This window comes from Nitratireductor sp. J20-h4 (assembly GCF_056780505.1).
This window is the reverse complement of sequence record NZ_CM165557.1, coordinates 4,195,341-4,208,053: the sequence shown is the minus strand read 5'-3', so window position 1 is coordinate 4,208,053 and position 12,713 is coordinate 4,195,341. Positions and strand designations below refer to the sequence as shown.

The 12,713-nt window shown below is 65.8% G+C and carries 16 protein-coding genes; 9 read left to right on the top strand and 7 right to left on the bottom strand.

The features are described from left to right. Window positions 1–8 precede the first annotated feature (8 nt). On the bottom strand, window positions 9–950 hold the full coding sequence (locus tag ACT2B0_RS20400) for a nucleoside hydrolase (protein ID WP_473460083.1): 942 nt from the start codon (window positions 948–950) through the stop codon (window positions 9–11). Window positions 951–1,063: 113 nt separating this feature from the next. Here ACT2B0_RS20400 and ACT2B0_RS20395 point away from each other — a divergent pair, with 113 nt between their 5' ends. Then, window positions 1,064–1,489, top strand: a complete 426-nt coding sequence (locus tag ACT2B0_RS20395; RefSeq protein WP_473460082.1) for an Hsp20 family protein — start codon at window positions 1,064–1,066, stop codon at window positions 1,487–1,489. Window positions 1,490–1,553: 64 nt separating this feature from the next. Further along, the gene (locus ACT2B0_RS20390) at window positions 1,554–1,820 is read left to right on the top strand and encodes a BQ00720 family protein (RefSeq protein ID WP_473460081.1); all 267 of its coding nucleotides are present in this window, start codon (window positions 1,554–1,556) and stop codon (window positions 1,818–1,820) included. 141 nt (window positions 1,821–1,961) lie between these two features. On the opposite strand, the gene ptsN is transcribed toward ACT2B0_RS20390, so the two are convergent. The 6 genes from ptsN to lptC all read right to left on the bottom strand — a co-directional run bounded on the left by ptsN (window position 1,962) and on the right by lptC (window position 6,999). Next, window positions 1,962–2,426, bottom strand: a complete 465-nt coding sequence (gene ptsN / locus ACT2B0_RS20385) for a PTS IIA-like nitrogen regulatory protein PtsN (RefSeq protein WP_473460080.1) — start codon at window positions 2,424–2,426, stop codon at window positions 1,962–1,964. 120 nt (window positions 2,427–2,546) lie between these two features. Continuing rightward, window positions 2,547–3,131, bottom strand: coding sequence for a ribosome hibernation-promoting factor, HPF/YfiA family (gene hpf, locus ACT2B0_RS20380; RefSeq protein ID WP_473460079.1), 585 nt, complete (start codon window positions 3,129–3,131; stop codon window positions 2,547–2,549). Between the two features lie 240 nt (window positions 3,132–3,371). Beyond that, entirely contained in the window at window positions 3,372–4,895 is a 1,524-nt protein-coding gene (gene rpoN / locus ACT2B0_RS20375; RefSeq protein ID WP_473466134.1) for an RNA polymerase factor sigma-54, read from the bottom strand. 133 nt (window positions 4,896–5,028) lie between these two features. Beyond that, window positions 5,029–5,775, bottom strand: a complete 747-nt coding sequence (gene lptB / locus ACT2B0_RS20370; protein ID WP_473466131.1) for an LPS export ABC transporter ATP-binding protein — start codon at window positions 5,773–5,775, stop codon at window positions 5,029–5,031. A 65-nt stretch (window positions 5,776–5,840) separates the two neighbouring features. Next, window positions 5,841–6,404 carry an LptA/OstA family protein gene (locus ACT2B0_RS20365; RefSeq protein ID WP_473460078.1) on the bottom strand — a complete coding sequence of 188 codons (564 nt, stop codon included), beginning with the start codon at window positions 6,402–6,404 and terminating at the stop codon, window positions 5,841–5,843. 1 nt (window position 6,405) lies between these two features. Beyond that, window positions 6,406–6,999 (bottom strand): LPS export ABC transporter periplasmic protein LptC, encoded by a 594-nt coding sequence (gene lptC, locus ACT2B0_RS20360; RefSeq protein ID WP_473460077.1) that lies wholly within the window; start codon window positions 6,997–6,999, stop codon window positions 6,406–6,408. Window positions 7,000–7,399: 400 nt separating this feature from the next. On the opposite strand from lptC, the gene sppA reads away from it, so the two are divergent. The 7 genes from sppA (at window position 7,400) to lspA (ending at window position 12,703) form a co-directional block, all read left to right on the top strand. Further along, window positions 7,400–8,380 (top strand): signal peptide peptidase SppA, encoded by a 981-nt coding sequence (sppA, locus tag ACT2B0_RS20355; protein ID WP_473460076.1) that lies wholly within the window; start codon window positions 7,400–7,402, stop codon window positions 8,378–8,380. A gap of 46 nt (window positions 8,381–8,426) precedes the next feature. Continuing rightward, window positions 8,427–8,708, top strand: coding sequence for an integration host factor subunit beta (locus tag ACT2B0_RS20350; RefSeq protein WP_106572951.1), 282 nt, complete (start codon window positions 8,427–8,429; stop codon window positions 8,706–8,708). Between the two features lie 130 nt (window positions 8,709–8,838). Then, window positions 8,839–9,180, top strand: coding sequence for a LapA family protein (locus tag ACT2B0_RS20345; RefSeq protein ID WP_473466129.1), 342 nt, complete (start codon window positions 8,839–8,841; stop codon window positions 9,178–9,180). Window positions 9,181–9,260: 80 nt separating this feature from the next. Next, the gene (gene lhpI, locus ACT2B0_RS20340) at window positions 9,261–10,226 is read left to right on the top strand and encodes a bifunctional Delta(1)-pyrroline-2-carboxylate/Delta(1)-piperideine-2-carboxylate reductase (RefSeq protein WP_473460075.1); all 966 of its coding nucleotides are present in this window, start codon (window positions 9,261–9,263) and stop codon (window positions 10,224–10,226) included. An 85-nt stretch (window positions 10,227–10,311) separates the two neighbouring features. After that, window positions 10,312–11,373: an RsmD family RNA methyltransferase gene (locus tag ACT2B0_RS20335; protein WP_473460074.1), complete on the top strand. Its 1,062-nt coding sequence runs from the start codon at window positions 10,312–10,314 to the stop codon at window positions 11,371–11,373. Further along, a complete protein-coding gene (locus ACT2B0_RS20330) occupies window positions 11,370–12,227 on the top strand; it encodes a TrmH family RNA methyltransferase (protein ID WP_473460073.1) in 858 nt (285 codons plus the stop codon). The genes ACT2B0_RS20335 and ACT2B0_RS20330 overlap by 4 nt, the downstream gene beginning before the upstream one ends. Further along, window positions 12,224–12,703: a signal peptidase II gene (lspA, locus tag ACT2B0_RS20325; protein ID WP_481658428.1), complete on the top strand. Its 480-nt coding sequence runs from the start codon at window positions 12,224–12,226 to the stop codon at window positions 12,701–12,703. Before ACT2B0_RS20330 ends, lspA begins: the two co-directional genes overlap by 4 nt. The last annotated feature ends 10 nt before the right edge of the window (window positions 12,704–12,713 follow it).

Below are 12,713 nucleotides of genomic sequence, written 5' to 3'. Positions count from 1 at the left end.
GAATGGCCCTAAAGCCGGCCCAGCCGGTCGGTCAGCAACGCGAAAAACCCGTCATCGTCGATGTCGCGCATCACCGTGGCGTTCTTCGGCCGGTCGGTGACGCCCCACCAGTCGACGACGGTCATGCCCATCGTCAGCTCCGATGCGGTTTCCACCGCCACATTGCACGACCGCCCGCCGAAGAGTTCGGGCTTGAGAAGATAGGCGATCACGCAGGGGTCGTGCAGCGGTCCGCCATCGGTGCCGTATTTTTCTTCATCGAACCGTTCGAAGAATTCCAGCAGCGCCGCGGCGGCGGCGCCGACCGGCGTGGCCAGGTCGCGAAAGCGCGCCACGCGCCGGGCGGTCGTCAGCGCCTTGTGGGTGACGTCGAGCGGCATCATCACCACCGGGATGCCGGCGCCAAGCACGATCTCGGCCGCGTGCGGGTCGACATAGATGTTGAATTCGGCGGCCGGCGTGACGTTGCCGCCCTCGAAGAACCCGCCGCCCATCAGCACGATTTCGCGAATCCGCGGGGCGATCCGCGGCTCGCGGATCAGCGCCAGCGCGATATTGGTCAGCGGCCCCAGCGGACACAGCGTCACCTGGCCGGCCTCCTCGGCCATCAGCGTGTCGACGATGAAATCGACGGCGTATTCGTTTTGCAGCGTCATCGTCGGTTCGGGCAGGTCGGGCCCGTCGAGCCCGGTGCGGCCGTGCACGTGTTCGGCCGTGACCAGCGGGCGCACCAGCGGCCGGACGGCGCCGGCAAACACCTTCGTCTCGGGCCTGCCGGCCAGTTCGCAGATCTTGCGGGCGTTCTTTTCCGTCAGCGCCAGCGGCACATTGCCGGCGACCGCGGTGATGCCCAGCACGTCGAGCTCGGGACTGGCGAGCGCCAGTAGGATGGCGATCGCGTCGTCCTGGCCCGGGTCGGTATCGATAATGATCTTGCGTCCGCCGGCCATCGGCATGCTCCAAACCTACTTGAACTCGTTGTTGGAGCGGACCATATCAGGTGCATGTGGAAAAACGCCATCTGGGTTTTCCGCTATCCACGTCGCTCTTTGAGGACATGATGATGACGCGAATGACGCCTTTTTCGAGCCCGCTGCTGCTGGGGTTCGAGGCGATGGAAAAGACCCTGGAGCGGGCGAGCAAGGCTGCTGACGGCTATCCGCCCTACAATATCGAGCGCATACGCGGCCGCAATGGCGGCGGCGACTGTCTCAGGATCACGCTCGCCGTGGCCGGGTTCTGCGAAAGCGATCTCGAGGTCGCGACCGAAAACAACCAGTTGGTCATCCGCGGCAAGCAGGTCGACGACGTCGAACGCGATTTTCTGCATCGCGGCATCGCGGCGCGCCAGTTCCAGCGCGCCTTCGTGCTGGCCGAAGGCATGCGCGTGATCTGCGCGGAACTGAAGAACGGTCTGCTGTCGGTCGATCTCGACCGGCCCGAGCCCGAGCATCATGTACAAAAAATAAACATCTCGGTGAAAGACTGATTTCTGCACCGATAGCTCTGAAGAGGGCCGGCCCGGATGGGTGGTCCGACGGATGGAGGCTGCCATGACGCATAACGAGAACCACGACGTCAAAACGACCATGAGCCAGGCGCAATTCGCGCATCTCGGCGAGGGCGCGGTCGCGTATCTGCGCAAGGTGTCCAGCGACGATCTGCGCGGGCGTTATCCCGGCCTGCCCGAGATGGCCCCGGGGCTCGAATTGTGGGCGCTGTTTGCCGCCAACGGCCAGCCGATCATGCTGACGGACGAACGCGAAAGCGCGCTCGGCGCGGCGATCCAGAACGATCTGACGCCGCTCAGCATCCACTGAACGCAGCCGTGCGGCGCGCGTCGGGCGGCGTCGGTGCGCCGCCCCTCGGTCTTCGATCGTGAAAAGCCGGTCCCGGTTTCCGAAAACACCACGCCCCAGCGGAACGCCGAGCGACGCGGACGACGCGCACCTTGATGCCGCCTATGCGGCGTGCGAGGCCGGCGTGGAGGCCAGAAAAGTGTGGATCGCCGTGGCGTCCTTTGTGCCGCGGATCTTGGCCACGGTGTCGCCGTCGCGCAGCACGCGGGCGATCCGCGACAGCGCCTTGAGATGGTCGGCGCCGGCGCCTTCCGGCGCGATCAGCAAAAACACCAGATCGACCGGTTGGTCGTCCAGCGCCTCGAAATCGACCGGCGTTTCCAGGCGGGCGAAGACGCCGGTGATGGCGTCCACGCCGGGAAGCTTGCCGTGCGGGATCGCGATCCCGTTGCCGACGCCGGTCGAGCCCAGCCGCTCGCGCTGCAAGATCGTGTCGAAAATCTCGCGTTCCGGAAGACCGGTGATGGCGCTGGCCTTTTCGGCCAGAAGCTGCAGAACCTGCTTCTTGGAGTTCGCTTTCAAGGCCGGCAGCACCGCCGGGACCTCGATCAGATCGCTCAGATCCATGTTCGCGCATTCCTTTCTCTGCACGCCGCGCCCGGTCTCTTCGGCGAGGAAGAGCCGCGGCTGTCAGATCGCGGATCCAGGGTCAACACCCGTTTGAATCATGTCAACGGGGCGTTGGCCCTAGGCACTGTTGCCGGAAACCGATGAGGGGTCGATCCAGCCAATATTGCCGTCCTCTCGCCTGTAGACGATGTTGACGGCGTCGGTCCCGGCATTACGGAAGACGTAGACGGGACTGTCCTTGGTATCGAGTTCGATGACGGCGGACGCCACCGACATCGTCTTGAGCGCAAGCGAGGATTCGGCGACAATGGCGGGCGAGAAGTCCTCGGGAACTTCATCGTCTTCGTCCGCGACCGGCGCCATGATCGTGTAGGCGATGTCGGTCCAGGCCGCCTCCTCGGGCGCGCCCTGGTGCGATTTCAGGCGTCGCTTGTACCGGCGCAGGCGCTTCTCGACCCGGTCGGCGGCCGCATCGAAGGCCGCCTGCGGGTCCTGCGCCCTGCCTTCGGCCTGCAGCGTCATGCCGGTGTCGAGATGCAGCATGCAGTCAGCGGCAAAGCGCGCTCCGGTCTTTTCGACCGTCACCCGACCCGAAAACCCGCCGTCGAAATATTTGTGGACCGCTTCGGCTATCCGACCGTCGATGCGAGCGCGGAACGCATCGCCGATTTCCATTTGCTTGCCAGAAATGCGCAGGCTCATCTGAAAGCCGACCTTTCCTTGCCATTCATGATGCAATCGCCCGAGTGTATACCCGTGGACGCCGCTTACAAGGCTCCGCGGCGACACCAATGCTGGCTTCAGTGAAAAATTCCGGAATACCGTTCCGCCATCGTCCTGCTGCGGCCGCAATTGGCGAGCCGCCCGTCGGGTGGCGGGCTTCTAGTCACTGAATCCGCGTTTGTCAACGCGGGGGCCGTGCCCGGGCTCGCGCCGCCGCCCTCACGGGGCGGCCGCGGCCAGGGCGCGCTTTTCGCGGCGTCTCTGGACGGAGGAGGGAATGCCCATGCTTTCCCGGTACTTGGCGACGGTGCGCCGGGCGATGTCGATCCCGGTTTTCCTCAGGATATCCACAATCGCGTCGTCGGACAGGACCTTGGCGGGATTTTCCCGCGCGATCATCTCGCGGATATGATGTCGGACGGCCTCGGCCGAATGCGCTTCGCCGCCCTCGGACGAGGCGATGGCGGCGGTGAAGAAGAACCGCAATTCGAACATGCCGCGCGGCGTCAGCATGTATTTGTTGGTGGTCACCCGGCTGACGGTCGATTCGTGCATGCCGATCGCGCTGGCCACGGTGCGCAGGTTGAGCGGGCGCATATGACCGATTCCATAGGCCAGGAACGCGTCCTGCTGCTTCACGATCTCGGAGGCGACCTTCAGGATCGTTTTGGCGCGCTGGTCGAGGCTGCGTGTCAGCCAGTTGGCGCTCTGCAGGCATTGAGAGACGAATTCGCGGTCTTCCTTGGAGCTTGTCTCGCGCGAGACGCGGGCGAAATAGGTCTGGTCGACCAGGACGCGCGGCAGGGCGTCGGGATTGAGCTCCACCGCCCAGCCGCCGTCCGGCGCGGACGAGACCACGACATCCGGGAGCACCGTCTCGATGCCGCTGTGCAGGAAGGCCGATCCCGGCTTGGGATCGAGGGCGCGAATTTCGGCCAGCATGTCGATCAGGTCACTGTCGTCGACCCCGCACAATTTCCGCAGCGCGGCGAAATCGCGTCGTGCGAGCAGATCGAGATGGTCGAGAAGCGTGCGCATCGCCGGATCCAGCCTGTGTTGCCGCTCGAGCTGCAGGGCGAGGCATTCCGCGAGATCGCGGGCGAATAGCCCGGCCGGATCGCAGCTCTGGCACACGCGCAGAACCGCTTCCACCATATCGGTCTCCACGTTGAGCCGGCCGGCAACCTCGGCCAGGTCGAGACGCAAATAGCCGCATTCGTCGAGTCCCTCGGCGAGGTCGGCCGCGATCAGCCGCTCGGTGAGATCGGAAAAGGCAAGCGCCAATTGCTCGCGCACATGGTCGCGCAAGCTCGGCGCGGCGGCCGTCACGTCCTCGAAGTCGAACCCGTCCGCGCCGAGACCCGGACCCGCGCCGGCGCCCGATTTCCAGCTGGCCGACAAGGCGGGGCCAAGGCGGTCGCCGCCGCCGGGATCGTCGGGAAAGACGTTTTCGAGCGTGGTGTCGAACTGGCCGGCCAGCGCTTCGGCATCGTTGTTGAGGCTGGTTGCAAACCAGTCGCCGTCTGCGTTGCCGTCGCTCGCCTCCGCCTCCGGAAGGCCCGGTTCCGTCCCTGCCGCGTCGGCGTCCTGGCGCTCGATTAGCGGATTGCGCTCGATTTCCTCGTCGATGAAGCGCTCCAGCTCGTGATGGGTCATCTGCAGCAGCCGGATCGACTGCATCAGTTGCGGTGTCATCACCAGCGACTGCGACTGGCGCAGCTGGAGCTTTGCTGTCAGCGCCATCAAGAATCCCGCGTTTTCGCCGAACTTCCCGGGGCGGCACCCGAAAAGCCCTGCGGCCATTAGAGACTGGCCCGGCTTTTGCTTGTCAAGCGTTCGACGCCGAATTCGCGCCGTGAGCCCGCCATGCGTGACGCTACAGGGAAAAGCCTTCGCCGAGGTAAAGGCGGCGTACGTCGGGGTTTTCGACGATGTCGGCGGCGCGACCATGGGTCAGCACCTGGCCGGCATGCAGGATATAGGCGCGGTCGATCAGGCCCAGCGTCTCGCGGACATTGTGATCGGTAATCAGCACGCCGATGCCGCGCGCGGTCAGGTGGCGCACCAATTGCTGGATGTCCGATACAGCGATCGGGTCGACGCCGGCAAACGGTTCGTCGAGCAGCATGAAATTCGGGTTGGAGGCCAGCGCGCGGGCGATTTCCAGCCGGCGGCGTTCGCCGCCCGACAAAGACAGGGCTGGCGCCTTGCGCAGATGGGGGATGTGAAACTCCTCGAGAAGCTCGTCGAGCTTCTCCTCGCGCCGCTTGCGGTCCTTCTCCACCACTTCCAGCACCGCGCGGATATTGCCTTCCACGGTCAGCCCGCGGAAGATCGAAGCCTCCTGCGGCAGATAACCGATGCCGAGCCGCGCGCGGCGATACATGGGCATCGTCGTCACGTCGAAACCGTCGATCTCGATCATGCCTTCGTCGACCGGCACGAGCCCGGTCACCATGTAGAAACAGGTGGTCTTGCCGGCCCCGTTCGGTCCCAGCAGGCCGACCGCCTCGCCGGCGCGCAGGCCGATCGACACGCCGCTGACCACAGAGCGCCCGCGATAGCTCTTCGACAGGCCGCGCGCGATCAGGGTGCCCTTGTATTTGTCGCGATCCGGACGCACGCCGGTCGTCTCGCCGTCGGTCTTGCTGCCGCCAAGAAATCGCGAAAACACGGTCAACACGTGGCCTACTGGCTTTGGGATTTTGGCTGAAGCAGCATTTTTACCCGCCCTGTCGCGCCATCGGACTGGTCGCAGCCGTCGAGCAAGGCGTGGCCGGTCGCCATCTGGACCGTGAGCTTGCAGCCGACGAGCACATTGCCGTCGTCGGACAGCACCACCTCCTTGCCCGTCATGACCAGAACTTCCGTCTTCATGTCGAAAGACGCCCTGTCGGCCGTCGCGACCTGCGTCTCCGTCTTCACATAGACGTTCTCGTCGACTTCGAGCCTTTCGATGCGGCTCGCATCGGGGCCCGCCGAGGGGGCCGAATCCGTGGCGCCGTCGGTGGCGTAATAGACCGTCATCTTGCCCGATTTGAGCAGGGTCGGCCCCTGGACCACGTTCACATTGCCGGTGAAGATCGCGATCCCTTCGGCGTCGCGCACTTCCAGCCGATCGCTTTCGATCTGGATCGGGTCGTCGCCAGACAGTTTCAGCCCCGTCATGCGCGGCTCGGACTGGGCCATCGCCGCGCCCGCCAGAAGCGCGTTCAGGCCGAAACCGAAAAGGACGATTGCGAATTTGTTCATCTCAGTTTCCGGCCTCGGCTTCTTCGCGCGGGGCTTGGTCCGCCCGATTCTGCGGCTCGATCATGACCCGGACGCGTTTTTCGAAAACGAACACCTTGCCCTTGTCCAGCACCTTGAACGTGTCGGCCGTCACCCTGGAGCCATCCTGCAGGATGTCGACGGGTTCGGAGGTGCTGAGTTCGCCCGCCTCGATATTGATGAACGCCGACTTCAAATTGGCGGTCATGCCGTCGGTGGTCTTGAAAGTGACGGGGCTGGTAATGTCAAGCGTGTTGCCGGTGTCGTCATAGGTGCCGGTGCGCGCAAGAACCCGGGCCCAGTTGTTCTCGTCGACGGGAAATTTCGCGTCGATGTCCTCAAGCTGGATCGTGCCGGTCTCAGACAGGTCCTGGATCGCGCGTATCGCCGTCAGCGTATAGGGCAGGTTGTCCTGGGTGTAGCCGCTCACCTTGGGGTTCGCCATCACCAGCTTGCCGTCGCGCACCGCCGTGCCTCCGATGCCGATCGACACCGAACTTGGCGACAGCACGTAGGAATAGCCGAAAAAGCCGATGGCGAGCGCGGCGCCGACCAGCGGCAGGGCAAGCTTGACCACGCGCACCCTTCTCGAATAGCGCCTGGCCTTGAGAAAAGCGGCTTCCTCGCGCCCGGTCGTTTCTGGACCCGGACCGTGAGCGCTATGCAAAGACCCGCTCCTGTATGGAGGCTGTCGAAATCATCCGTCTGCCGGTTTCACGTTGGAGTGGACTATCCATCAGATGACGGCTTGTGCGTATAAATCGAACCGTCCCGTTCAGGGTATCGTCTTCTTATCTCGATTTTCAGTCCAATATGGTTATTTTTGGGTGACATGCGAGGATTTTGCCTGAACTGCGAGGGCCTCAAGTCGCGGGCAGACGCCGCCCAGCGCCGAAATGTCCGTTTCAGGGCGTTTCATTGCATGGCCGATCCGGTCTAAGAGACCGGCACCAAACACGATTCTTGCGAGGCACCACATGGCATTGCGCGCCGACGACCTCATAGACCGCCGCCGGCTGCGGCGGAAACTCACCTTCTGGCGCGTCGTCGCGCTCGTGGTGGCCGCCCTGGCCATTGCCGCCTACGGGTTTCGCCTGTTCGGCGACAGCCTGCCCGGCAGCGGCGCCGACCAGATCGCCAAGGTCCGCATCGAAGGCACCATCACCGAGGATGAGGAACTCCTCGACCGCCTCGAGCGGATCGCCGAGACCGACAGGGTCAAGGGCGTGATCCTGGCGGTGGATTCGCCCGGCGGCACCACGGCCGGCGGCGAGGCGATCTTCGAGGCGGTGCGCCGCCTGGCCGAGAAAAAGCCCGTCGTGGCCCAGGTCGGCACGCTCGCCGCCTCGGCCGGCTACATGATCGCCAGCGCGAGCGATCATATCGTGGCCCGCAAATCCTCGATCGTCGGCTCGATCGGCGTCCTGGTGCAGTTTCCCGACGTGACCGGGTTGATGGACAAGGTCGGCATCAAGCTGGAGGAGATCAAATCCTCGCCGCTCAAGGCCGAGCCCTCGCCGTTCAATCCGACCACCGAGGAGGAGCGCGCCATGATCCGCGCGATGATCCTCGATTCCTACGACTGGTTCGTCGGTCTCGTGACCGAGCGGCGGCCGCTGTCGCGCGTCGAGACCGAACGGCTCGCCGACGGTTCCGTGTTCACCGGGCGCCAGGCGCTCGAGCGCAAGCTGGTCGATGCCCTCGGCGGCGAGGAGACGGCGCTTGCGTGGCTGAAGTCGAAGGGGGTCGACACCGAACTCGACGTCATCGACTGGAAGCCGAAACGCGACGCCGCGTCCTATTTTTGGCTCGATGCGCTCGTGGGCGGAACCGAAGGGAGGCTTGGGCTTGAAGAAGGCGGGGCGGCGCTGTTGCGCGCGCTTGGCGCCGAACGGCTCTTGCTTGACGGTCTGGTATCGCTCTGGCAACCTGCCGAGGGAGCGGCAGGGGAACAATAAAGCTCGGACAATCAAGGATTTCGGGCAAAGCAGGATCGGCGCAAAAATGATAAAATCCGAACTCGTACAGACGATTGCAAATCGCAATCCGCATCTGTTTCTGCGTGATGTCGAAAACATCGTGAATGCCATTTTCGAGGAAATCAGCGAGGCTCTGGCCGAAGGAAACCGGGTCGAGTTGCGCGGCTTCGGCGCCTTTTCGGTCAAGAACCGGCCGGCGCGGATCGGGCGCAATCCCCGCACCGGCGACGCCGTCGAGGTCGAGGAGAAGTGGATCCCGTTCTTCAAGACCGGCAAGGAACTGCGCGAGCGCCTGAACGCAAAATGAGGCGGTCCGGCTTGCGCGGCGCCCCGGCTCGGGTTACGCGAACGGCGTGAAGCGCGGTTCGACTGGCGGAGTGCCGGGTTTCGGGAAAAGTCGCGGTCATGGGGTCCGTGGACGGAAATTCGGAGTGAAGATGCTGAACCGCGTCGTGCTCATTGTCGTGGTGGTCCCGGTGGCGGTGGCGCTGATTGCGCTCGCCGTGGCCAACCGGGCGCCGGTCGCTTTCACGCTCGATCCCTTCAATCCCGGCAATCCGGCGCTGACGACCGACCTGCCGCTGTTCGTGCTGCTGTTCGTGGCGCTCGTCTGCGGCATGATTATCGGCAGCCTCGTCACCTGGTTGCGTCAGGGCCGTTATCGACGCGAGGCCCGCGCCAAGAGCAAGGAAGTGCAGAATTTGCTGCGCCAGACCAGCCAGAGCGCACCGGCACCTTCCGGGGATGCAGGCGCCGGCGTGCCGGCCACGCGCGCCTGACGCTGGATGCGGCGTCACGGCGGGTTCTCCCGTCGGGATTTCGGGTTTTTGCCGATCGCTGTGAGGAGGAGCGCGGCGCGATGCGCATGATCGATCGCGACCAGGTTGACCGTTCGCTAACCTTCGCCGGGCTGGTGGAAGCGTTGCGGGACCGCTTTCGCGACGGCGCGGTGCAGCCGGTGCGTCACCATCACACGATCGAGCGGCCCGACGGCGCCGCCTCCACCTTGCTGCTGATGCCGGCCTGGGGCGATTTCGAAAAAACCGGTACCTCCGACGGCGGGTATATCGGGGTCAAGATCGTCACCGTCACCCCCGACAACAACGCAGTCGGCCTGCCGGCGGTGAACGGGCTTTACCTGCTGCTCGACGGCAAGACCGGCGCGCCGCGCGCGCTGATCGACGGCCAGCGCCTCACGCAATGGCGCACCGCCTGCGCCTCGGCCCTGGCGGCAAGCTATCTCGCACGCGCCGATGCCGCGCGCCTGCTCGTGCTGGGCGCCGGCGCGCTGTGCCCGTTTCTCGTCCGGGCGCATGCCGCCGTGCGCCCGATCACCGAGATCAGGATCTGGAACCGCACCGCCGAAAACGCCGAAAAGGCGGCGGCGGAACTTCGCGATCAAGGTTATGCCGCAACGGTTGCCGGCGATCTCGACACCGCGCTCGGCTGGGCCGACATCGTTTCGGCGGCGACGATCTCGACCGAACCGCTGATAAAGGGCGCCGCGCTGCGGCCTGGAATCCATGTCGATCTCGTCGGCGGCTTCACGCCGGCCATGCGCGAGGCCGACGACGAGGCGGTCCGCCGCGCGCGGGTCTTTGTCGACACCCGCGCCGGCGCCACCAAGGAAGCCGGCGACATCGTCCAGCCGCTGCAGTCGGGCGTCCTGACCCCCGAGCGGATTCTTGCCGACCTTTACGAGTTGACGCGTGGCGAACGGGCCGGAAGGCGCGCCGCCGACGAGATCACGCTGTTCAAGTCGGTCGGCGCCGCTCTGGAGGACCTGGCCGCGGGCGTCGCCGTCTACGAGGCGACGGCGCGCTAGAACGACCGGAGCCGTGCGTGCGCCGCGTTGCGCGCCGGCCGGGGCTGTGCCAAAAGCCGGCAATGTTCAAAGGAACCGACAGGCCGTGAAACCGTCCCGCGACAAGCGCCGCGCCGCGCGGTCGTCCGCCGCCGGCAATCGGCCGCCGCGGCGCCCGGCAATGCCGGAAAAAGCCGCGCCCGGCCGGGACAGGCCCCCTGCGTCCGACAAGAGGCAGGGCTCGGCGCCGAGCGTGCGCCCCGACGGTCCCTTGCCGGCGCAGACGGTGCCGCTGATCCTCGAGGTCGGCGCGAACGACGATTACGCGCTGCTCGACAGCGGCGACGGCGAAAAGCTCGAGCAATACGGCCCCTATCGCATCCGCAGGCCGGAGGGGCAGGCGATCTGGGCGCGCGCCCTGCCGGCGGCCGAGTGGGAGGCGGCCGACGCGGTTTTCACCGGCGACACCGACGAGGAGGGCATGGGACGCTGGCGCTTTCCCGCCGCCGCGCTCGGCGAGACCTGGCCGATGCGCCATGACGGCATCGACTATCTCGGCCGCTTCACCTCCTTCCGCCATGTCGGCGTCTTTCCCGAACAGGCGTCGCACTGGACCGACATGGAAACCCGCATCAAGGCGGCCAACCGCCCGATCAGGGTGCTCAACCTGTTCGGTTATACCGGCCTCGCCTCGCTGGTGGCCGCGCGCGCCGGCGCCGAGGTCACCCATGTCGACGCGTCCAAAAAAGCCATCACCTGGGCGCGCGAGAACCAGGAAGTCGCCCGCCTCGCCGATCGGCCGATCCGCTGGATCTGCGAGGACGCGGCCAAGTTTGTCGAGCGCGAGGTCCGGCGCGGCAAGCGCTACGACATCATCCTGCTCGACCCGCCCGCTTATGGGCGCGGCCCGAAGGGCGAGGTCTGGCAGCTTTTCGAGCATCTGCCGTCGATGGTCGCCAATTGCCGCGCCATCCTGTCGGACAGGCCGATCGCGCTGGTGCTCACCGCCTATTCGATCCGCGCCTCGTTCTTCGCCATCCATGCGCTGATGCGCGACGCCTGCGCCGGGCTCGGCGGCAGGGTCGAATCGGGCGAACTCGTGATCCGCGAAAAGGCGGCCGGGCGCGCGCTGTCGACCTCGCTGTTTTCACGCTGGGTGCGCGCATGACGCCGCCCTCGCCAACCGGCCGCCGCGTCGGCCAGGTCAAGGAAGTGACCAGCCTCGCCAATCCGGCGGTCAAGGACATCCGCGCCCTGTCGATGAAGAAGCACCGCGACCAGCAGGGCGCGTTTCTGGCCGAGGGGCTGAAGCTGGTCATCGACGCGCTCGATCTCGGCTGGCGGCTCGACACGCTGCTGTTTTCCAAATCGGCGCTGGGCAACGCCCTGGTCGAAAAGACCGCCGCGCGCGTCGTGGCCGCCGGCGGCCTCGTCTTGGAAGTCAACGACAAGGTGATGGCGGCGATCTCGCGGCGCGACAATCCGCAGGCCGTGGCCGGCGTGTTCGCGCAGCGCTGGATGCCGCTCGCCGACATCGCCCCCGCCGGCGACGATGTCTGGGTCGCGCTCGACCGGGTCCGCGACCCGGGCAATCTCGGCACCATCATCCGCACCGTCGACGCGGTCGGCGCCCGCGGCGTCATCCTGGTCGGCGAGTGCACCGATCCCTTCGCCACGGAAACGGTGCGCGCGACCATGGGCTCGATTTTCGCCGTGCCGGTGGCCCGGGCCTCGGCCGATGCGTTCCTGGCCTGGCGGGCCGGGTTTTCGGGGCTCGTCGCCGGCACCCATCTCGAGGGTGCGGTCGACTATCGCAGCCTTGACTATGCCGGTCGGCCGGTCGTGCTTGTGATGGGCAACGAACAGCAGGGTCTGCCCGACAGCCTGGCATCGGCCTGCGACCGGCTGTTGCGCATTCCCCAGGCCGGCCGCGCCGATTCGCTCAATCTCGCGGTTGCCACCGGCGTCATGCTTTACGAAATCAGGCGCTCGGCCCTAGCTCTGGATGGTCCCTCGGCATGATGCGATTGGGTTATCTGGCGATCGTGGCGGGCGGGGTCGTGCTCGATCAATGGATCAAGCGCCTGGTGGAAAGCGGCATGGCGCTCTACGAGCGGATCGAGTTGCTGCCTTTTCTGGCGCTTTTTCACACGCGCAATTACGGCATCGCCTTTTCGCTGTTTGCGGATTTGGGCGACACCGCCCTGGTGATCGTCACCTCGGCGGTGATCCTGTTCGTGCTGTGGCTTGCGGCGCGCAGCGACGCGGATCAGCTCGCCGCCCGGTTCGGTTTCGCGCTGATCATCGCCGGCGCGCTCGGCAATCTCATCGATCGCGTGTGGCTCGGCTACGTGGTCGATTACGTGCTGTTTCACACGCCGGTCTGGTCGTTCGCCGTCTTCAACCTCGCCGACGTGATGATCACGCTCGGCGCCGGGCTCGTCATCCTGCAGGAAATCCTGCCGTGGCGGCGGCAGCGGCGCTCCGGCGGCAGTTGACCTGGCCGCC